Source organism: Streptomyces vilmorinianum (assembly GCF_005517195.1).
Lineage (GTDB): Bacteria > Actinomycetota > Actinomycetes > Streptomycetales > Streptomycetaceae > Streptomyces > Streptomyces vilmorinianum.
On sequence record NZ_CP040244.1, the window covers coordinates 355171 to 375112 of the forward strand.

The 19942-nt window shown below is 71.2% G+C and carries 18 protein-coding genes; 10 read left to right on the forward strand and 8 right to left on the reverse strand.

What is annotated here, in order from left to right; genetic code table 11:
• The first annotated feature begins 64 nt into the window (after positions 1–64).
• The 5 genes from FDM97_RS01825 to FDM97_RS01845 all read left to right on the forward strand — a co-directional run bounded on the left by FDM97_RS01825 (position 65) and on the right by FDM97_RS01845 (position 3959).
• Entirely contained in the window at positions 65–226 is a 162-nt protein-coding gene (locus FDM97_RS01825; protein WP_137988514.1) for a DUF4177 domain-containing protein, read from the forward strand.
• Positions 223–693 (forward strand): RidA family protein, encoded by a 471-nt coding sequence (locus FDM97_RS01830; protein WP_137988515.1) that lies wholly within the window; start codon positions 223–225, stop codon positions 691–693. The genes FDM97_RS01825 and FDM97_RS01830 overlap by 4 nt, the downstream gene beginning before the upstream one ends.
• Before the next feature lie 528 nt (positions 694–1221).
• The gene (locus FDM97_RS01835; protein WP_137988516.1) at positions 1222–2088 is read left to right on the forward strand and encodes an NUDIX hydrolase; all 867 of its coding nucleotides are present in this window, start codon (positions 1222–1224) and stop codon (positions 2086–2088) included.
• Positions 2085–2915: an MBL fold metallo-hydrolase gene (locus tag FDM97_RS01840; protein WP_137988517.1), complete on the forward strand. Its 831-nt coding sequence runs from the start codon at positions 2085–2087 to the stop codon at positions 2913–2915. Before FDM97_RS01835 ends, FDM97_RS01840 begins: the two co-directional genes overlap by 4 nt.
• 159 nt (positions 2916–3074) lie before the next feature.
• Entirely contained in the window at positions 3075–3959 is an 885-nt protein-coding gene (locus tag FDM97_RS01845) for a prohibitin family protein (protein WP_137988518.1), read from the forward strand.
• A gap of 86 nt (positions 3960–4045) precedes the next feature.
• Here the strand turns inward: FDM97_RS01845 and FDM97_RS01850 are convergent, their stop codons facing one another.
• A complete protein-coding gene (locus tag FDM97_RS01850; protein ID WP_015034542.1) occupies positions 4046–4720 on the reverse strand; it encodes a Crp/Fnr family transcriptional regulator in 675 nt (224 codons plus the stop codon).
• Positions 4721–4904: 184 nt separating this feature from the next.
• On the opposite strand from FDM97_RS01850, the gene nth reads away from it, so the two are divergent.
• The 3 genes from nth to FDM97_RS01865 are packed head-to-tail and all read left to right on the forward strand — an operon-like array spanning position 4905 to position 7988.
• Positions 4905–5981, forward strand: coding sequence for an endonuclease III (gene nth / locus FDM97_RS01855; protein WP_432816188.1), 1077 nt, complete (start codon positions 4905–4907; stop codon positions 5979–5981).
• A gap of 47 nt (positions 5982–6028) precedes the next feature.
• Complete coding sequence (locus tag FDM97_RS01860) at positions 6029–6742, forward strand: NUDIX hydrolase (protein WP_137988520.1); 714 nt, start codon at positions 6029–6031, stop codon at positions 6740–6742.
• Positions 6743–6788: 46 nt separating this feature from the next.
• Positions 6789–7988: a MarP family serine protease gene (locus FDM97_RS01865; protein ID WP_137988521.1), complete on the forward strand. Its 1200-nt coding sequence runs from the start codon at positions 6789–6791 to the stop codon at positions 7986–7988.
• A 42-nt stretch (positions 7989–8030) separates the two neighbouring features.
• Here FDM97_RS01865 and FDM97_RS36270 read toward each other — a convergent pair whose 3' ends face one another.
• From FDM97_RS36270 to FDM97_RS01895, 6 genes are all read right to left on the reverse strand, one after another.
• The gene (locus FDM97_RS36270; protein ID WP_137988522.1) at positions 8031–8219 is read right to left on the reverse strand and encodes a hypothetical protein; all 189 of its coding nucleotides are present in this window, start codon (positions 8217–8219) and stop codon (positions 8031–8033) included.
• A 100-nt stretch (positions 8220–8319) separates the two neighbouring features.
• Positions 8320–9255 carry an alpha/beta fold hydrolase gene (locus tag FDM97_RS01875; RefSeq protein WP_137988523.1) on the reverse strand — a complete coding sequence of 312 codons (936 nt, stop codon included), beginning with the start codon at positions 9253–9255 and terminating at the stop codon, positions 8320–8322.
• Positions 9252–9704, reverse strand: coding sequence for a phage holin family protein (locus FDM97_RS01880; RefSeq protein ID WP_137988524.1), 453 nt, complete (start codon positions 9702–9704; stop codon positions 9252–9254). The genes FDM97_RS01875 and FDM97_RS01880 overlap by 4 nt, the downstream gene beginning before the upstream one ends.
• Before the next feature lie 37 nt (positions 9705–9741).
• Positions 9742–11145, reverse strand: a complete 1404-nt coding sequence (gene nhaA, locus FDM97_RS01885) for a Na+/H+ antiporter NhaA (RefSeq protein WP_254705462.1) — start codon at positions 11143–11145, stop codon at positions 9742–9744.
• A 274-nt stretch (positions 11146–11419) separates the two neighbouring features.
• Positions 11420–13432 carry an acetate--CoA ligase gene (gene acs, locus FDM97_RS01890; protein WP_175439008.1) on the reverse strand — a complete coding sequence of 671 codons (2013 nt, stop codon included), beginning with the start codon at positions 13430–13432 and terminating at the stop codon, positions 11420–11422.
• Positions 13433–13568: 136 nt separating this feature from the next.
• Positions 13569–15944, reverse strand: a complete 2376-nt coding sequence (locus FDM97_RS01895; RefSeq protein WP_137988527.1) for a bifunctional SulP family inorganic anion transporter/carbonic anhydrase — start codon at positions 15942–15944, stop codon at positions 13569–13571.
• A gap of 308 nt (positions 15945–16252) precedes the next feature.
• On the opposite strand from FDM97_RS01895, the gene FDM97_RS01900 reads away from it, so the two are divergent.
• The gene (locus tag FDM97_RS01900; RefSeq protein WP_137988528.1) at positions 16253–17542 is read left to right on the forward strand and encodes a polysaccharide deacetylase family protein; all 1290 of its coding nucleotides are present in this window, start codon (positions 16253–16255) and stop codon (positions 17540–17542) included.
• A 261-nt stretch (positions 17543–17803) separates the two neighbouring features.
• Here the strand turns inward: FDM97_RS01900 and FDM97_RS01905 are convergent, their stop codons facing one another.
• Positions 17804–18790: an ATP-binding protein gene (locus FDM97_RS01905; protein ID WP_137988529.1), complete on the reverse strand. Its 987-nt coding sequence runs from the start codon at positions 18788–18790 to the stop codon at positions 17804–17806.
• 102 nt (positions 18791–18892) lie between these two features.
• On the opposite strand from FDM97_RS01905, the gene FDM97_RS01910 reads away from it, so the two are divergent.
• Positions 18893–19720: a Fic family protein gene (locus FDM97_RS01910; RefSeq protein WP_137988530.1), complete on the forward strand. Its 828-nt coding sequence runs from the start codon at positions 18893–18895 to the stop codon at positions 19718–19720.
• Positions 19721–19942: the final 222 nt, after the last annotated feature.

The following is a 19942-nucleotide window of genomic DNA, read 5'->3' on the forward strand; positions in this document are numbered from 1 at the left end:
GCCTAACCACTGGCGCACCGGCCTAAGCAGGAGGCTGCCTGTGGCAGCGGATACAGTCGGCTCCATGACCAAGTGGGAATACGCGACCGTGCCCCTTCTCGTGCACGCGACGAAGCAGATTCTGGACACCTGGGGCGAGGACGGGTGGGAGCTCGTCCAGGTCGTTCCCGGCCCGAACAACCCCGAGCAGCTCGTGGCCTACCTGAAGCGGGAGAAGACCTCGTGAGCGGGGCCGTCGAGGCGAAGCTCGCCGAACTCGGCCTGACCCTGCCGGAGGTCGTGCCGCCGCTGGCCGCCTACCAGCCGGCCGTGCAGTCGGGCGTGTACGTCTACACCTCGGGCCAGCTCCCGATGGTGGAGGGCAAGCTTCCGTTGACCGGCAAGGTCGGCGGCGAGGTGACGGCCGAGGAGGCCAAGCAGCTCGCGGCGACCTGTGCGCTGAACGCGCTGGCGGCCGTGAAGTCGGTCGCCGGTGACCTGGACCGGATCAAGCGGGTCGTGAAGGTCGTCGGCTTCGTCGCGTCGGCCTCCGACTTCACCGGGCAGCCGGGCGTCATCAACGGCGCCAGCGAGCTGCTCGGCGCGGTCCTCGGCGACAAGGGCGTGCACGCCCGCAGCGCCGTGGGCGTGGCGGTGCTGCCGCTGGACGCCCCGGTCGAGGTCGAGGTCCAGGTGGAGCTCGTCGAGGCCTGACGGTCGTCGGTGCTGTGACGAAGAGCCGGTTCCCCCGGGACGGGGGAGCCGGCTCTCGTGCGACCGAGCGAGGCCGACCGGGCTCGTGCGACCGCCTCTCGTGCGGCCGGCCTTGCGCGACCGCCTCTCGTGCGACCGGGCTCGTGCGGTTCGGGCCTCTTGCGACCGGGCTCGTGCGGTCGGGCCTCTTGCGACCGGGCTCGTGCGACCGCCTCTCGTGCGGCCGGCCTTGCGCGGCCGCCTCTCGCGTGACCGGCTCTCGCGCGGCCGCCTCTCGCGTGACCGGGCTCGTGCGGTCGGCCTCGCGCCATCAGCTCTCGCGCGGCCGCCTCTCGCGTGACCGGGCTCGTGCGGTCGGCCTCGCGCCATCAGCTCGCGCGCGGCCGCCTCTCGCGTGACCGGGCTCGTGCGGTCGGCCTCGCGCCATCAGCTCGCGCGCGACCCCCTCGCGCGCGACCGGGCCTCGCGCCACCGGCTCTCGCGCGGTCGGCTCTCGAACATCCGGACCGTTGCGCATAGCATCCGGCCATGGCGAATGGTCAGTGGTACCCACCGGAATGGCCCGACCGCATCCGTGCCCTCGCGGCCGGAGAGCTCGTCCCGGCCACCCCCAAGCGGGCCGCCACCGTCCTGCTCCTGAGGGACGGCGCGCAGGGCCCCAGCGTGCACATGCTGCGGCGGCGCGCCTCCATGGCCTTCGCGGGCGGTGCGTACGCGTATCCCGGCGGCGGGGTCGATCCGCGCGACGAGCACCCCGTGCGCTGGGCCGGGCCCTCCCTGGAGTCCTGGGCCGAGCGGCTCGGTGTCGCGGGTACGGCACAGGCCCAGGCGATCGTCTGCGCGGCCGTGCGCGAGACGTACGAGGAGGCGGGCGTGCTGCTCGCCGGGGAGACCGCGCACTCGGTGGTGGGCGACACGACCGGCGAGGACTGGGAGAAGGACCGGGAGGCGCTGGTCGCCCGCGAGCTGTCCTTCGCCGACTTCCTCGACCGGCGCGGGCTCGTGCTGCGCTCCGACCTGCTCGGCGCGTGGGCGCGCTGGATCACGCCGGAGTTCGAGCCCCGGCGGTACGACACCTGGTTCTTCGTGGCCGCGCTCCCGGCCGGCCAGCGCACCCGTAACGCCTCCACGGAGGCCGACCGTACGGTGTGGATCCGCCCTGAGGACGCCGCGGCCGGCTACGACAGGGGCGAGCTGACCATGATGCCGCCGACGATCTCGACCCTGCGGGGCCTCACGCGCTTCGGCACGGCCGCCGAGGCGCTCGCCGCGGCCAGGGACCAGGACCTGACTCCCGTACTCGCGCAGGCGCGCCTGGACGGCGACGAGCTGATCCTGAGCTGGCCGGGGCACGACGAGTTCACCAAGCACATTCCCACCGGAGGTGCGGGATGACCGACGCCGCCGCACTGCCCGGGCAGCCGCGCGGGAGCGTGGTCTCCGGGCCCGCGACCGCCCGTGCCGTCAACGTCCTCGCGCCGAATCCGTCCGCGATGACCCTCGACGGCACCAACACCTGGATCGTCTCCGAGCCGGACTCCGAGCTCGCGGTCGTCATCGACCCGGGTCCGCTCGACGACGGCCACCTCCGGCATGTCGTCGACACCGCCGAGAAGCTCGGCAAGCGGGTCGCGCTCACCCTGCTCACGCACGGCCATCCCGACCACGCCGAGGGCGCGGGTCGGTTCGCCGAGCTGACGGGCACTCATGTGCGGGCCCTGGACCCGGCGCTGCGGCTCGGCGACGAGGGGCTGGCCGCTGGGGACGTGATCGCGCACGGTGGTCTGGAGCTGCGGGTGGTGCCGACGCCCGGCCACACCTCGGACTCGCTCTGCTTCCATCTGCCCGCCGACCGGGCCGTCCTGACGGGCGACACGATCCTCGGGCGCGGCACGACGATGGTCGCCCACCCCGACGGGCGGCTCGGCGACTATCTGGACTCGCTGCGCCGGCTGCGCTCGCTCACGGTCGACGACGGCGTCCACACGGTGCTGCCGGGCCACGGTCCGGTCCTGGAGGACGCGCAGGGCGCCGTGGAGTTCTATCTCGCGCACCGCGCCCACCGTCTCGCCCAGGTCGAGACGGCCGTCGAGAGCGGCCACCTGACCGCCCCCGAGGTCGTCGCCCATGTGTACGCGGACGTGGACCGCTCGCTGTGGCCCGCCGCCGAGCTGTCCGTGCGGGCGCAGCTGGACTATCTGCGGGAGCACGGGCTGATCTGACCGCTCGCGGGACCGTGACGAACCCCTGGGGGGGAGGAGGGGGGAGCGGGTCCGGCAGCGAGCTCCGGGGCGGAATTGCTGGTACCCGGCATGGTCCTGAGGAACCGCGATGCTTTACGGTCCCTTTACAACTGCAGTCGCTCCATCGGGGGGATCTTCGTGTTCGTTCTGGCTGTGCTCCTGCTCATAGCAGCGGTGGCGCTCTTCTTCGTCGGGCGGTCCATGGGCCGCGCCTCCTTCCGCCTCGGCGCGGCGGGCGCGCTGATCGCCGGCCTCTTCGCCGGCATCGCCAGCTGTGTCCACGTGGTCGGCGCGTACGAGGTCGGCGTGCCGGTGACCTTCGGCAAGGTGGGCTCGCCCATGACGCCCGGCGTGACGGTGATCTCGCCGTTCACCACGGTCACCTCCTTCTCCACCCGCCCGGTGGACCTGAACCTCTCCGACAAGGACGTGGTCGAGGTCCGCTCCTCGCAGGGCGGCGTGATGGAGGTCGAGGTGACGGTGAAGTGGGCCGTCGCGCCGACCAAGGCCGTGGAGCTGTACCGGCTCGCCGGCAGCGAGGCCGCCATCCAGCAGCGGCTGGTCTTCCCCGACAGCCGGGAGATCATCCGTAACGTCTTCGCCCGCCACACCAGCGAGGAGGGCTACAGCTCCGCCCGCGAGAAGATCAACGCCGAGATCGGCGCGCTGATCAAGGAGCGGCTGGCCCCGCGCGGTATCGACGTGACCACCGTCAACCTGCGCAATGTGAAGCCGTCCGCGGCGCTCCAGGACCAGATCGACCGCAAGATCCAGCAGCAGCAGGCGACCGAGCGCGCCACCGAGGCCTCCCGTACCGCCAAGGCCGAGGCCGACCGGCGCCGTATCGAGGCCGAGGGCATCGCCCGCGCCAACAAGATCCTCAACGACTCGCTGACCGACAAGGTCCTGATGAACCAGTGCATCGACGCGTACAAGGAGGCCGCGGCGAAGAACCCGGTGTACGCGGTTCCGTGCGGCAGCGGCAGCGGGAACCCGCTGATCGTGGACGGTACGAAGCGCTAGTCGGCGTCGCGCGGGCAACGAGGAAGGCCGCCCCGGTCATGGACCGGGGCGGCCTTCTCGTACGTACGTCAGCGGTACGCCGGTGCCTACCGCGAGCGCTTCGCGAGGCGCTCCACGTCGAGCAGGATCACGGCGCGGGCCTCCAGGCGCAGCCAGCCGCGCTGGGCGAAGTCCGCCAGAGCCTTGTTGACCGTCTCGCGGGAGGCGCCGACCAGCTGGGCGAGCTCCTCCTGGGTGAGGTCGTGGACGACGTGGATGCCCTCCTCCGACTGCACACCGAAGCGGCGCGACAGGTCGAGGAGCGCGCGGGCGACACGGCCCGGCACGTCGGAGAAGACCAGGTCGGACATCTGGTCGTTGGTCTTGCGCAGCCGGCGGGCGACCGCGCGCAGCAGGGCGGTGGCCACCTCGGGGCGGGCGTTCAGCCAGGGCTGGAGGTCGCCGTGGCCCAGGCCGAGCAGCTTGACCTCGGTCAGCGCGGTCGCGGTCGCGGTGCGCGGGCCCGGGTCGAAGAGGGACAGCTCGCCGATGAGCTCGCCGGGGCCGAGGACGGCCAGCATGTTCTCGCGGCCGTCGGGGGAGGTGCGGTGGAGCTTCACCTTGCCCTCGGTGACCACGTACAGGCGGTCGCCCGGGTCTCCCTCGTGGAAGAGCGCGTCGCCACGGGCGAGCGTCGCTTCACTCATCGAGGCGCGCAGCTCCGCGGCCTGCTCGTCATCGAGCGCCGCGAAGAGCGGGGCGCGCCGCAGAACGTCGTCCACGAGTTCTCTCCTATGTCGACCTGCTCAGGGGACCTTGATCCCATGATGCCGGACGCACAAAACAGTGCGATCAATCACAACAAGTTTGACGTACCGAACCGCCCGTCCGTACGTCAGGGGCCCGATTGGGTCGTGATAGGCCGTGCCCGGGGCGGATGTCGGTGGGGGCGCTTAGGCTGGCCGGGTGTCCAACTCGCCGGTGAGAGCGCAGGCCAAGGGGGCTGGAAGAGTGTCGGCCAAGGGTAATTCCGCTGTGGGCGAACAGGGTGCGCCGAAGCGAACAAATGCGGCAAAACGACCAGCGAAGGCTCCTGTGAAGGTCGCTGGGGAAGCCGCTGGGAAGGCCGTGTCGAAGGGCACCTCGAAGCCTGCGGCGAAGACGGCGAAGGCTGCGGCGAGGACGGCCAGGGCGACCGCGAAGACGGCCAAGGCGACCCCGAAGTCCGCGAAACCGGAATCCCGGCTCGCCATGGTCCGCCGGGCCCGGAAGATCAACCGGGAGCTGGCCGAGGTCTACCCGTACGCCCATCCCGAACTGGACTTCCGGAATCCCTTCGAGCTGCTCGTCGCCACGGTCCTCTCCGCCCAGACCACCGACCTGCGGGTCAACCAGACCACCCCCGCGCTCTTCGCGAAGTACCCGACGCCCGAGGACCTCGCCGCCGCCGTCCCCGAGGAGGTCGAGGAGCTGATCCGGCCCACCGGCTTCTTCCGCGCCAAGACCAAGTCGATCATGGGCCTGGCGGCGGCCCTGCGGGACGACTTCGGGGGCGAGGTGCCCGCCCGCCTCGACGACCTGGTGAAACTCCCAGGAGTGGGCCGCAAGACCGCCTTCGTCGTCCTCGGCAACGCCTACGGGGTGCCCGGCATCACCGTCGACACGCACTTCATGCGGCTGGCCCGCCGCTGGAAGTGGACCGAGAGCGACGACCCGGTCAAGATCGAGGCCGAGGTCGCCGAGATCTTCCCCAAGAGCGAGTGGACGATGCTCTCGCACCGGGTGATCTTCCACGGCCGCCGGATCTGCCACGCCCGCAAGCCCGCCTGCGGCGCCTGCCCGATCGCGCCGCTCTGCCCGGCGTACGGGGAGGGCGAGACGGACCCCGAGAAGGCCAGGAAGCTCCTGAAGTACGAGAAGGGCGGCTTTCCGGGCCAGCGCCTGAACCCGCCGCCGGACTATCCGGGCCGCCCGGCCGCCCCCGCCCCCGGCGTGGCCCCCGGAGCCGAGGGAGCCGAGGGAGTCGAGGGAGGCGCAGCATGAGGGAACGAATCCGTTCGGCGATCGCGTTGTGAAACACGGGGGTGCCTATGACGCGCACTGAAGAGACCGACGAGGCCGCGTACGGAGTCGGGACCGGCGGACTGCTCCGGCGCGCCGGGCTGCCCGACTGGCTGGGCCCCGTCGACCGGGCGGCCCGCACCGTCGAGCCCGAGCAGCTCAGCCGCTTCCTGCCGCCCGCGAACGGCGCCGGACGCCAGTCCGCGGTGCTCATCCTCTTCGGTGAGGGCGAGCGCGGCCCCGAACTGCTGCTCATGGAGCGCTCCGGTTCTCTGCGCTCGCACGCCGGACAGCCCTCCTTCCCCGGCGGCGCCCTGGACCCCGAGGACGGCGCCCCGGCCGACGGCGGTCTGCTGCGGGCGGCGCTGCGCGAGGCCGAGGAGGAGACCGGGCTCGACCCCTCCGGCGTCCAGCTGTTCGGTGTGCTCCCCCAGCTCTACATCCCGGTCAGCGGCTTCGTCGTCACGCCCGTCCTCGGCTGGTGGCGCACCCCCACCCCGGTCGGCGTGGTCGATCCCGCCGAGACCGCCCGCGTCTTCACCGTCCCCGTGGCGGATCTCACGGACCCCGCCAATCGCGCGACGACCGTCCATCCCAGCGGCCACCGCGGACCTGCTTTCCTTGTCGCATCTGCTCTGGTCTGGGGTTTTACGGCCGGTGTGATCGACCGGCTGCTCCACTTCGCGGGCTGGGAGAGACCATGGGACCGGGCCAAGCAGGTCCCGCTGGACTGGCGCTCATGACAGGCTGACCTCGGCGACCGAAGACGAATCTGCGAGGCTATTGACGGTGAACGTGCTGGACATCCTGTTGCTGCTCGCCGCCGTGTGGTTCGCGATCATCGGTTATCGCCAGGGATTCGTGGTCGGCATCCTGTCGGTCATCGGCTTTCTCGGCGGCGGCCTCGTCGCCGTCTTCCTGCTGCCGATCGCCTGGGACTGGCTGACGAACAACTCGCAGGTCTCGACGACGGCGACGGTCGTCTTCGTGATCGTGGTGATCGTCTGCGCCTCGGTCGGCCAGGCGTTCACCACCCATCTCGGCAACAAGCTGCGCCGGCACATCACCTGGTCACCCGCGCGCGCCCTCGACGCGACCGGTGGCGCGCTGGTGAACGTGGTGGCGATGCTCCTGGTCGCCTGGCTGATCGGCTCCGCCCTCGCCGGCACCTCGCTGCCCACCCTGGGCAAGGAGGTGCGCAGCTCCAAGGTGCTGCTCGGGGTGGAGCGGGTGATGCCCGATCAGGCGTCCACCTGGTTCTCGAACTTCACCTCGACCCTCGCCCAGAACGGCTTCCCGCAGGTCTTCAGCCCGTTCGACAACGAGCCCATCACCGAGGTCCGGCCGCCGGACCCGGCGCTCGCCGGCAGCCCCGTCGCCGCCCGCGCCCAGCGCTCCATCGTCAAGGTCGTCGGTACGGCGCCGAGCTGCGGCAAGGTCCTCGAAGGCACCGGCTTCGTGTTCGACGACCGCCGGGTCATGACCAACGCCCATGTCGTCGGGGGCGTCGACGAGCCGACCGTCCAGATCGGCGGCGAGGGCAAGCTGTACGACGCGAAGGTCGTCCTCTACGACTGGAAGCGCGACATCGCCGTACTGGACGTGCCGGACCTCGACGCCCAGCCCCTGGAGTTCACGGACGCGGACGCCCGCAGCGGCGACAGCGCGATCGTCGCGGGCTTCCCCGAGAACGGCTCGTACGACGTCCGTTCGGCGCGTGTCCGGGGCCGTATCAACGCCAACGGCCCGGACATCTACCACCGCGGCGAGGTGCGCAGGGACGTCTACTCCCTGTACGCGACGGTCCGTCAGGGCAACTCCGGCGGCCCGCTCCTCACCGCGGACGGCAAGGTGTACGGCGTGATCTTCGCCCGCTCGCTCGACGACGTGAACACCGGCTACGCGCTGACGGCCGACGAGATCCGGGACGACATCGCCCAGGGACGCGCGGCCAACCAGCAGGTCGACAGCCAGGGGTGTGCGCTGTAGCCGAACGGGCGGCGCGTGCGGCGAGTGCGGCGGGTCCCGGGGTCAGTCCCGGGTGTGCCTGAGCCTGGCCGAGACCCAGCGGGCCCGGCGGCGCAGGATGCGCGGGATCCCGATCCCCTGCACGGGATGCGAGCGGCCCTGCTCCTGCGGACCACCCCTCTCGTGCGAGCCCGGCCCAGCGGTCGAGCGGCGGTTGCGTGCTGTGTCACCGTAGTCGTGCGTCCAGCCCATACCCCGACGTCTGCCCGTGCCCCATGGTCGGTAACCGCCCGGGGGCCCGCCAATTGGAGTATGCGCCGGGCACATGGCCGTTCGTAGAACGGCAGTCCGCTCAGCGGTCGGGCTCGGGGTCCTTGAGCCAGTTGATGAGCTCCGTCGAGAAGGCCACCGGGTCCTCCTCGTGCGGGAAGTGGCCGAGGCCGTCGAAGAGCCGCCAGCGGTACGGCGCCTCCACGTACTCGCCCGAGCCCGCCGCGCTGCGCGTACGCATCGCCGGGTCCATCGAGCCGTGCAGATGCAGCGTCGGCACCCGCACCGGGCGCTTCATGCGCCGGTTGAACTGGATTCCGTCCGGGCGGGCCATGGACCGCACCATCCACCGGTACGGCTCGATCGAGCAGTGCGCCGTGGACGGGATGCACATCGCCCGCCGGTACACCGCGATCGCCGCCTCGTCCGGCAGCCCCGGGCCCGACCAGTCCTCGATCAGCCGCCCCACCAGCGCCGCCTCGTCGGCGACGAGCTGACGCTCCGGCAGCCACGGGCGCTGGAAGCCCCAGACGTACGAACCGGCGCGCGACTGCGAGAAGTCGGAGAGCATCGCCGAGCGCCAGCGGCGCGGATGCGGCATCGAGGAGACCGCGAGCCGACGCACCAGCTTCGGCCGCATGACCGCCGCCGTCCAGGCGAGATAGCCGCCCAGGTCGTGTCCGACGAGCGCCGCGTCCGGCTCCCCGAGGGAGCGGATGACGCCGGTGATGTCGAGCGCCAGGTTGGCGGGGTCGTAACCCCGGGGCGTACGGTCGCTGCCGCCCACGCCCCGCAGGTCCATCGCCACGGCCCGGAACCCGGCGTCGGCGAGAGCGGGCAGCTGGTGGCGCCAGGTCCACCAGAACTGCGGGAAGCCGTGCAGCAGCAGCACGAGCGGCCCGTCACCCATCTCGGCGATGTGGAAGCGCGCACCGTTGGCCGCCACGTCGCGATGGGTCCAGGGGCCGTCGATCCGTACGGGACCGCCGCCGGCGTTGCTGCTCTCAGGGACCGTCATGCAGACGAGCGTCCCACAGCGGCGGCCTTGTCCTGAACCGGGCGCGGATGGGGCTTGACGGTGGAGATGACCGCGGCGGTCTGCTTGGCCGAGGCGATGGACTTCTCCGGCGGCTTGACCTTCTTGAACTTGGCGTACGCCATCAGCCCGAGCAGCCCCGCGAGCAGCACGTTCGCCGCGAAGGAGAGCAGGAAGCAGACGGAGATGTGCCAGTGGCTCCAGGCCTGGATGCCGTACGCGAGCGCGAAGCTCAGCATCGGCAGCGAGAAGAGGAGCACCGTGGCGGCGGCCACACCGGCCGCGCTGCCCATGGCCCCGCGCTTGACGTCCTCCCGGATCTCGGCCTTCGCCAGGGCGATCTCGTCGTGCACCAGCGCGGACATCTCGGCGGTCGCCGAGGCGACCAGCTGACCGAGGCTGCGCTCGGCTCCGTTGACCGGGTCGCTCATCGCTGCTCCCTCTTCTCTTCTACGGTCCGACCTCAGATCATGCCGGACCGTCGCCGTTACCGCGCGATGCCCCCGCCAGTTGGGCCAGCTCGCGATGTTCGGCGGCCTTCTTCTCGTAGATCTCGGCCATCCGCAGGTGGTACGCCGGGTTGTCCTGCTCGTACACGTCCGGGATGCCGTCGTGGTCCTCGTCGCGGTCCTCCTCGGCGCACAGCGCCTGGTACTTGCGCACCCGCAGCTTGAGCAGGATGGAGGCGAGTACGGCCGCGATCAGCGAGCCGACCAGGACGGCCGCCTTGACCTCGTCCATGAGGGCCGGGTCGTCCGCGAAGGCCAGTTCGCCGATGAGGAGCGAGACGGTGAAGCCGATGCCGGCGAGGGTGGCGACGGCGAAGACGTCCGGCCAGGCGAGGTCCTCGTTGAGCTCCGCCTTGGTGAAGCGGGCGGCCAGCCAGGTGCCGCCGAAGATGCCGACCGCCTTGCCGACCACGAGGCCGAGCACGACACCGAGGGTGACGGGCTGGGTGAACACCTCGCCCATCGACTTCCCGGAGATGGTGACACCGGCCGAGAGGAGGGCGAACAGCGGCACGGCCAGGCCGGCGGAGAACGGGCGTACCAGGTGCTCGATGTGCTCGCCGGGGGAGTGCTCCTCGTCGCCCTCGTGGTGGCAGCGCAGCATCAGGCCCATCGCGACGCCGGCGATGGTGGCGTGGATGCCGCTGTTGTACATCAGACCCCAGATGACCAGGGCGAGCGGGACGTAGATGTACCAGCCGCGGACGCCCTTGTGCAGCAGCAGCCCGAAGACGACGAGGCCGGCGACGGCGCCGCCGAGTGCGGCGAAGTTCAGGTCGCTCGTGAAGAAGACCGCGATGATCAGGATCGCGAAGAGGTCGTCGACGACGGCGAGCGTGAGCAGGAACGCGCGGAGCGCGGACGGCAGCGAGGTGCCGATGACGGCGAGGACCGCGAGCGCGAAGGCGATGTCCGTCGCGGTGGGCACGGCCCAGCCGTCCAGGGAGCCGTCGCCGACGACGTTGGTCAGGATGTAGACGAGGGCGGGCGCGATCATGCCGCAGAGGGCGGCGATCACGGGGAGCGCGGCGGCCTTGGGGTCGCGCAGCTCGCCCGCGACGAGCTCACGCTTGAGCTCGATGCCGGCGACGAAGAAGAAGATCGCGAGGAGGCCGTCGGCGGCCCAGTGCTGGATGGAGAGGTCGAGTCCGAGGGCGCTGGGGCCTATGTGGAAGTCCCGTACCGACTCGTAACTCTCACTGAGGCCCGTGTTGGCCCAGACGAGTGCGGTGATGGCGGCCACGAGCAGGAGCACGCCACCGACGGTCTCGGCGCGCAGCGCGTCGGCGACGAACTGCCGCTCGGGCAGCGACAGTCGGCCGAGGAACTTACGGTCGGTACGGGTGGGCGCGGGCGCGGGCACGGTGGGCAACCTCCGGTCGGTCGGGCAGGGCAAAGCGCATGCCGACCAGACTTCCCGGCGCACCTAGGTTTTCTTGTCGCGTCGCTGACGCGATCTTTACCCTACCTAACGAGCGCGGATCGTGCCCGGCAATCCGTACTTTAAGTGCATAACGGGCATCGGGCATGCGTGCGTGGGCCGCCGGAGTGCTTCGTGGGCCGGCCGGAGCGCGCGTGCGCCCGCCCCGGGATCCGGGGCGGGCGCACGGGAATCGTCAGCCCTCAGGGCTGAGGGCTCAGTCCTCGCTGGAGGCCGTCGGCAGCTTCGTCTGGATGAGGGCCATGACGGAGGAGTCCGTCAGCGTCGTGACGTCACCGAGCTCACGGTTCTCCGCGACGTCCCGCAGCAGTCGCCGCATGATCTTCCCGGAGCGCGTCTTCGGCAGCTCCGCCACCGGCAGGACCCGCTTCGGCTTCGCGATCGGGCCGAGCGTCGCGCCGACGTGGTTGCGCAGCTCGGTGACCAGGCCGTCGTCCTCGTTCGCCGTACCCCGCAGGATGACGAAGGCGACGATCGCCTGCCCGGTCGTCTCGTCGGCCGCGCCGACCACCGCCGCCTCGGCGACGGACGGGTGTGAGACGAGCGCCGACTCGACCTCGGTGGTGGAGATGTTGTGCCCGGAGACGAGCATGACGTCGTCGACCCGGCCGAGCAGCCAGATGTCGCCGTCCTCGTCCTTCTTCGCGCCGTCGCCGGCGAAGTACTTGCCCTCGAAGCGCGACCAGTACGTGTCGATGAACCGCTGGTCGTCGCCCCAGATGGTGCGCAGCATCGACGGCCACGGCTCGGTGAGGACCAGGTAGCCGCCGCCCCCGTTCGGGACCTCGTTCGCCTCGTCGTCGACGACGGTGGCGGAGATGCCCGGGAGCGGGCGCTGGGCGGAGCCCGGCTTGGTCTCCGTGACGCCCGGCAGCGGCGAGATCATCATCGCGCCGGTCTCCGTCTGCCACCAGGTGTCCACGATCGGGGTCTTGTTCGCGCCGATGTGCTCGCGGTACCAGATCCACGCCTCGGGGTTGATCGGCTCGCCGACCGAGCCCAGCACGCGCAGGCTCGACAGGTCGAACTTCGCGGGGATGTCGTCGCCCCACTTCATGAACGTACGGATCGCGGTCGGCGCCGTGTAGAGGATCGTGACGCCGTACTTCTGGACGATCTCCCAGAACCGGCCCTGGTGCGGGGTGTCCGGGGTGCCCTCGTACATGACCTGCGTCGCGCCGTTGGCCAGCGGTCCGTACGTGATGTACGAGTGGCCCGTCACCCAGCCGATGTCGGCGGTGCACCAGTAGACGTCGGTCTCCGGCTTGAGGTCGAAGACGGCGTGGTGGGTGTACGCGGCCTGGGTGAGGTAGCCGCCGGAGGTGTGCAGGATGCCCTTGGGCTTACCCGTCGTACCGGAGGTGTAGAGGATGAAGAGCGGGTGCTCGGCCTCGAACGCCTCGGGGGTGTGCTCGGCGGACTGGCGGGCGACGATGTCGTCCCACCACACGTCCCGGCCCTCGGTCCAGGCCACGTCCTGGCCGGTGCGGCGCACGACCAGCACGTGCTGGACCCGGTCGACCCGGTTGATGGCCTCGTCGACGGCGGGCTTGAGGGCGCTCGGCTTGCCGCGGCGGTAGCCGCCGTCGGCGGTGATGACGAGCTTGGCGTCGGCGTCCTCGATGCGCGTGGCGATGGCGTCGGCGGAGAAGCCGCCGAAGACCACGGAGTGCGCGGCGCCGATACGGGCGCAGGCCAGCATCGAGACGACGGCCTCGGGGATCATCGGGAGGTAGATCGCGACCCGGTCGCCCTTGGTGACACCCAGCTCGGTCAGGGCGTTGGCGGCCTTGGAGACCTCGTCCTTGAGCTCGGCGTAGGTGAGGGCGCGGCTGTCGCCCGGCTCTCCCTCGAAGTGGATGGCGACCCGGTCGCCGTTTCCGGCCTCGACGTGGCGGTCGACGCAGTTGTACGCCACGTTGAGCTCGCCGTCGGCGAACCACTTGGCGAACGGCGGGTTCGACCAGTCGAGGGTCTCGGTCGGTTCGGTGGCCCAGGTGAGCCGCCTCGCCTGCTCGGCCCAGAAGCCAAGCCTGTCCGCCGCGGCCTGCTCGTACGCCTCCGCCGTCACGTTGGCGTGCGCGGCCAGCTCGGCAGGCGGCGCGAACCGCCGCTCTTCCTTGAGCAGGTTGGCCAGGCTTTCGTTGCTCACGACATCTCCCTTTCTCAGGGCGTCCCATGTGCCTATGTGTCCCGCGTCATAGCTCATCAGTCAGATGCCCGGGTGACAAGAGTCTCCAGGAAATTGGTTTAGACCTATGAGGTGACGGGGTGCGGTGGCCCCTCCCTCCCGGGCGGTGGGAAGAAGGGGCCACACAGTCTCACGGACGCCCGGGCCGGAAGGTTCAGGATGCGCGCGCCTCGGCCAGGGCTCCGCCCGGCATGCTGTGCAGCGTGCCGCCCAGGGCCATCGGCGGGACCCGGTCGAAGACGTCCTCGTAGCGGTTCGGCGCGTCCGTGTCCGCGAGCAGGTACGCCTGGGCCTCGCCGACGTGGAAGTACATCCCGTGCAGGGTCAGTGTGCCCTCGGCCAGCCGCCGCGCCACCGGCTCGTAGGCCCGCAGATGCTCCAGCTGCTGGACCACGTTGGTCAGACAGAGCTGCTCGACCGCGTCGGCCGGCAGTCTCCCGGAGATCCGGGCCCAGGCGTGTCTGCGGCTCGACATCCGCTCCAGGCTGGGCAGCCCGTGGCGCAGCCAGCGCCACAGCGGGGTCGACGGGGACGGCGGGCCTTCCGCGCCGCTGCCGAGCAGGGCCTGCATCGCCCCGCAGCCGGAGTGGCCGCAGACGGTGATCGACTGCACCCGCAGGACCTCCACCGCGTACTCGATCGCCGCCGCCACCGAGTCGTCCCCGCTCTCCTCGCCCGGCAGCGGAACGAGATTGCCCACGTTCCGTACGGTGAACAGGTCACCGGGCCCGCTGGAGGTGATCATGCTGGTGACCAGGCGGGAGTCGGCGCAGGTGAGGAAGAGCTGCGAGGGGCGCTGGCCCTCGCGGGCGAGGCGCGCGAGCTCGTCGCGCACCAGCGGGGCCGTGTTGCGCTGGAACTTGCCGATGCCGCTCGCCAGTTGATGCCCGGTCGTCCGCCGGGTCTCGTCGGACGGGTGCTCGCCGCAGTGGTGGTTGCGCCAGGGCGTCCAGGGGCGGCAGCAGGCGTGGGACTCGGAGGGGGGCTCGGTGATCCGGGCGCCGGACGGCCCGGTCATCTCCACCTCCCCGCCGTGCGAGGCCTGCCAGTCGTGCAGCGCCTCGTACGCCGCGTGGTCCATGAACGAGCCGTCCAGTTCCACCACGCAAGGGGAGTCGTGCGGCACCTGGTGCAGTACCCGGCTCAGGCGGGGCACGGCGAGGAAGGTCAACTGGCCGCGGGCCCGCACCCGGTGGCCGTACTCGGTCTCCTCGACGGTGATCCGGGTCCTGGTCAGCCGGTGCAGCGCCACCGCCACGGCGACCGCGATGCCGATCACCACCCCTTCGAGGACGCCGGTGAGGACGACGGCGGTCAGGGTCGCCGCGTACACGAGCATCTCGCGGTTGCGGTGGACGCTGCGCAGGTGCGTGATGTTGACCATCTGGACGCCGACCACGGTGACCAGTGCGGCGAGGGAGGCAAGCGGGATCAGGTCGAGCACCGGGACCAGGAAGAGGGCGGCGAGCACCACCCACACGCCGTGCAGGATCGCCGCGTTGCGACTGACCGCGCCCGCCGAGACGTTGGCGGCGCTGCGCACCGCGACGCCGGTGACGGGCAGCCCGCCGAGCGCTCCGGAGAGCGCGTTCGCCGCGCCCTGGCCCGCCAGTTCGCGGTCGAGGCGCGCCCGGGGAACGGGGGGACTGGGGCTGGTGGCGTGTGCCGTGCGGGCCGCCACCAGCTTGTCGACGGCGACGGCGGACAGCAGCGACTCGACGCTGCCGACGAGGGTGATGGTCAGAACGGCGGCGAGCAGGCCGAGGACCGGCCCCTCGGGCAGCTCGGGCAGGGCGTGACCGCGCCAGGAGGGCAGGTCGACCCTGGGCAGGCCGATTCCCGCGAGCGCCGCGACGGCGGTGGCGGCGGCCACCGCGGCGAGCGCGGCCGGGATCGTCCGCAGCATCCGTCCGGCGCGTCCGGGCAGACGGGGCCAGAGCAGCAGGACGGCGACCGTGAGGGCGCTGATGGTCAGCGCCGCCGGGTGGAGGTCGGCCAACTGGGCGGGCAGGCCGAGGACGTTGTCCACGGCGGAGCTCTGCGGGGTGCCGCCGAGCACGATATGGAGTTGGGCGAGGGCGATGGTCACGCCGATGCCGGCGAGCATGCCGTGCACGATCGCGGGGGAGACGGCGAGGGCGGAGCGGGCCACCCGCAGGGCGGCCAGGCCGAGTTGGGCGAGTCCGGCGAGGACGGTGATGGCGCAGGTGGTGCGCCAGCCGTAGCGCTGGATCAGTTCGGCGGTGACCACGGTGAGTCCCGCGGCGGGTCCGCTCACCTGGAGCGGCGCACCGCCCAGCCGGCCGGCGACGATGCCGCCGACGGCGGCGGCGACCAGACCGGCCTGGAGCGGGGCTCCGGTGGCGAGGGCGATGCCGAGGGAGAGCGGCAGCGCGATCAGGAAGACGGAGATCGATGCGGACAGGTCGGCGCCCGCGATACGGATGCGGCGCCCGCCGCCCGGCGGGCTGTGGGGGCGCTGGAAGCGTGAGCGGCTGGTGGTGCGTCGGGTGGGTGTGCAGACAGTCATGTTCCCGTCTCCTCCGGGGCGGCGCGGTCGCGGCTCGTGCGGGACGAACAGGGGGGTCGCGGCCGTGGGGCACGGCGTGCAGTGGCGGGATTCCGAGCGCGGATCCTCAGGGCGAGTATCAACGCTCAGTAAACGGATCGTAATGGAGAGTAAAGTCTGCGGCAATATTTTCGGGGCAAACAGGGCAATGGTTCACCGGTTCCGGTGATAAGTGGGTGCAGCGCCGCTTGTCGTTTCATCTCCCCGGTGGCCGTGGTGCGACGTTGGCGCCGCTCGCACGCCGTACGGAACCGAGGAGAGGTGGGCGGATGACTGCCGCCGGGAGAAGGAACACCGTCCGCAGGAGGACACTTGCCGCCGGCGCCCTCGCCGTCGCCCTGGCCACCGGCCTCGCCGGCTGCTCGGGCTCCGAAGGGGCGGCCCCGGCGCCGGGTGCCCCGGCGGCGAAGAAGGGCCCGGCCGCGGCTCCGCAGAGCGCGGTACGCCTCATCGGCGACGGCTCCACCGCCTTCACGGGCGCCCAGCCCCACCAGCCCGTCTGGCAGCGCCTGAAGCCGGGTGAGCAGCCCCCGCAGTTCGTGGTGTTCTCCTGGGACGGCGCCGGCGAGGACAGCCAGAAGCTCTTCTCCCACTTCCGCAAGGTGGGCAAGACGTACGGCGCGACGATGACGTACTTCCTCAGCGGCGTGTACCTGCTGCCCGAGGACAAGCGGAAGCTCTACAACCCGCCGCAACACGCCCCAGGCCGCTCGGACATCGGCTTCAACGACGTCCAGGGCATCCGCGACACCGTCCGCGAGCTGCGCGGCGCCTGGCAGGAGGGCAACGAGGTCGGCACGCACTTCAACGGGCACTTCTGCGGCAAGGACGGCGGCGTCGGCACCTGGTCGGTCGAGGAGTGGAAGAGCGAGATCAGCCAGGCCAAGTCCTTCGTGAAGAACTGGAAGACGAACTCCGGCCTCACCGCGGAGCAGCCGCTTCCGTTCGACTACGACAAGGAGTTGATCGGCGCCCGCACCCCGTGCCTGGAGGGACGCAAGAACTTCGTCAAGGCGGCGTCCCAGATGGGCTTCCGCTACGACACCAGTGGCGTCAACGACCAGATCTGGCCCAAGAAGGACCACGGCCTGTGGGACCTGTCGATGCAGCTCGTCCCGGTCCCGGGCCGCGCGTTCCAGACGCTCTCCATGGACTACAACTTCCTGGTCAACCAGTCCGGTACGACCAAGGGCGACCCGTCCATGCACGAGTTCTGGGGCAACCAGATGCGTGACGGCCTGGTGCAGGCCTTCAACCGCTCGTACCACGGCAACCGGGCGCCGCTGATCATCGGCAACCATTTCGAGTCCTGGAACGGCGGCACGTACATGCGCGCCATCGAGGAGACCATCGCCACGGTCTGCGTCCAGAAGGACGTGAAGTGCGTGTCCTTCCGGCAGCTCGCGGACTGGCTGGACGCCCAGGACCCGGCGGTGATCGAGAAGATGCGGACCCTGAAGGTCGGCGAGGCCCCGCAGGACGGCTGGGCGGCCTTCCTGGCCCCCCAGCCGGCGGCGGCCCCCGCGCAACCCGACGTCACACAGGCCGAGCGCCCCTGAGCCCCTCGCACCGCCCTCGCACCCTCGGCGCCTTGCGGGCTTCGGTGTGCTGCGCCGGCCTTCGGCCGTCGGTCGTGGGCGCCGTCAGCTGGGCTGGGGGACGGCGAGCGCCTCGCCGAGCACGAAGCCGGGGTCGACCTGCGCAGCCAGGTCCGCCCCGGGCCCCTCTTCCTTCTGCGCCCCTCGCACCGCGCGGCGCCGGGGGCGCCTTGCGGGCTTCGGTGTGCTGCGCCGGCCTTCGGCCGTCGGTCGTGGGCGCCGTCAGCTGGGCTGGGGGACGGCGAGCGCCTCGCCGAGCACGAAGCCGGGGTCGACCTGCGCAGCCAGGTCCGCCCCGGTTTTGGCGTTGCCCCAGCTCTCCGCGTTCCGCAGGTGGAAGTGGACCATCTGGCGCGTGTACCGCTCCCAGTCGCGGTGGGCGTACGAGTCGTCCGCCGCGTCCTGCAGGGCCTGCAGCGCCATCCGGTTGTCCGCCTCCAGGAGCTCGAAGCGGGCCGGGCGGCCCTTCTCCATCGCGCGGACCCAGTCCGAGTGGCCCACCGTCACCAGCAGGTCGTCCCCGATCTCGGCGCGCAGGAAGTCCATGTCGTCCCGGCCCTGCACCTTGTTGCCGACGACCTTGAGCGCGACGCCGAAGTCCCGCGCGTACTCCTTGTACTGGCGGTAGACCGAGACGCCCTTGCGGGTCGGCTCGGCGACCAGGAAGGTCATGTCGAAGCGGGTGAACATCCCGGAGGCGAAGGAGTCCGAGCCCGCCGTCATGTCGACGACGACGTACTCGTCCTCCCCGTCGACCAGGTGGTTCAGGCACAGCTCCACCGCCCCGACCTTGGAGTGATAGCAGGCCACCCCCAGATCCGACTCGGTGAACGGACCCGTCGCCATCAGCCGGATGTCGCCGTCGTCGAGGCGCACGGTCCGCGCGCACGCCTCGTACACCGGGTTGTCCTCGCGGACCCGCAGAAGCCGCGAACCCTCCCCGGGCGGGGTCGTCTTGATCATCGTGTCGGCCGAGGCGATCCTCGGATTGGAGCCCCGCAGGTACTCCTTGATCAGCGGCAGATGCGCGCCCATCGCGGGCAGCGCCGCCGCCTCGGTCTCGTCCAGGCCGAGCGCGGCCCCGAGATGCTGGTTGATGTCGGCGTCCACCGCGATGACAGAGGCCTCGTTGGCGGCGAGATGGCGGATGAAGAGGGAGGACAGCGTCGTCTTCCCGCTGCCGCCCTTCCCTACGAAAGCGATCTTCATGTTCACGTAGGGTAGTGGCACATGCGCTGCCCGTGGTCAAGGTGCGTGAAGAAGACCACTCCAAGGTGGGGTCCTGGCCCGGGGCGCGTAGCCTCCCTACTTATGAGTACGCACGCCTCTGACCCCCTGGCCGCCCTCGGCTCCCTGCCGGGCGTCGCCGAATCGGTGGACTCCGTACGCAAGGCCGTCGACCGGGTCTACGGGCACCGCGTGATGCGGCGCCGCAGCAACGAGATCACCTCCGAGGCCGCCCTGCGCGGAGCGCGTGCCTCGGCCGCGCTCTCCGGCGCCGACTGGGCCCTTGAGGAGGTCCGCCGCCGCACCGACTTCGGCGGGGACGCCGAGGCACGCACGGTGGGCGCGGCCCTGAGGCTGGGCGCCGAGGCCGGCCAGCTGCTCTCCATCTGGCGCCAGTCGCCCCTGCGGGTGCTCGCCCGGCTCCATCTGGTGGCCGCGGGTGACTCGGCCGACTTCGGCGACTCGGTCGGCAGGCCGCGCCAGGCCGGCGAGGCGGTCGACGAGCCGCTGATCGAGGCGCCGCTGCCGGACCCGGCGGAGGTCGCGGGGCGGCTCGACGGGCTCTCGGAGCTGATCATCGCGGGTGGTACGGCTCCGGCGCTCGTGACGGCCGCCGTGGTGCACGGCGAACTCCTCGCGCTGCGCCCCTTCACCTCGTACAACGGGCTGATCGCGCGGGCTGCCGAGCGGATCGTGCTGATCGGCAGCGGCCTCGACCCCAAGTCGATCTGCCCGGCCGAGGTCGGCCATGCGGAGCAGGGGCGTGCCGCGTACGTCGCGGCGTTCGAGGCATATCTGTCGGGGACCCCGGAGGGCATGGCCGCCTGGATCGCCCACTGCGGGCGGGCGGTCGTGCTGGGCGTCCGGGAGTCGACGGCGGTCTGCGAGGCGCTCCAGCGCGGCGCCGCTTGATCGATCCCCTGCGCAAAGGGTTGCGGCGGTACCGATTGGTACCGCCGCTGGCACGTCCGCCGAGTTACCAAGCGTCCTCGATATGTGCCCATCAGGCGGGGATTCTTTGCCCGTCGCCTGGTGCGGCTGGCCCGTAATCGACGGGTCGACGTCGCGTGGGTGCTCAGTTTCTGTGCATGGTCCGTGGGGCCTTCTTGCTCAACAGGTGATCCTCTCGGATGT

Coding starts and splice junctions, on each gene's coding strand:
- FDM97_RS01825 (WP_137988514.1), top strand. CDS start 65: ATGACCAAGTGGGAATACGCGACCGTGCCCCTTCTCGTGCACGCGACG.
- FDM97_RS01835 (WP_137988516.1), top strand. CDS start 1,222: ATGGCGAATGGTCAGTGGTACCCACCGGAATGGCCCGACCGCATCCGT.
- FDM97_RS01840 (WP_137988517.1), top strand. CDS start 2,085: ATGACCGACGCCGCCGCACTGCCCGGGCAGCCGCGCGGGAGCGTGGTC.
- FDM97_RS01860 (WP_137988520.1), top strand. CDS start 6,029: ATGACGCGCACTGAAGAGACCGACGAGGCCGCGTACGGAGTCGGGACC.
- FDM97_RS36270 (WP_137988522.1), bottom strand. CDS start 8,219: ATGGGCTGGACGCACGACTACGGTGACACAGCACGCAACCGCCGCTCG.
- FDM97_RS01875 (WP_137988523.1), bottom strand. CDS start 9,255: ATGACGGTCCCTGAGAGCAGCAACGCCGGCGGCGGTCCCGTACGGATC.
- FDM97_RS01880 (WP_137988524.1), bottom strand. CDS start 9,704: ATGAGCGACCCGGTCAACGGAGCCGAGCGCAGCCTCGGTCAGCTGGTC.
- acs (WP_175439008.1), bottom strand. CDS start 13,432: ATGAGCTATGACGCGGGACACATAGGCACATGGGACGCCCTGAGAAAG.
- FDM97_RS01895 (WP_137988527.1), bottom strand. CDS start 15,944: ATGACTGTCTGCACACCCACCCGACGCACCACCAGCCGCTCACGCTTC.
- FDM97_RS01900 (WP_137988528.1), top strand. CDS start 16,253: ATGACTGCCGCCGGGAGAAGGAACACCGTCCGCAGGAGGACACTTGCC.
- FDM97_RS01905 (WP_137988529.1), bottom strand. CDS start 18,790: ATGAAGATCGCTTTCGTAGGGAAGGGCGGCAGCGGGAAGACGACGCTG.
- FDM97_RS01910 (WP_137988530.1), top strand. CDS start 18,893: ATGAGTACGCACGCCTCTGACCCCCTGGCCGCCCTCGGCTCCCTGCCG.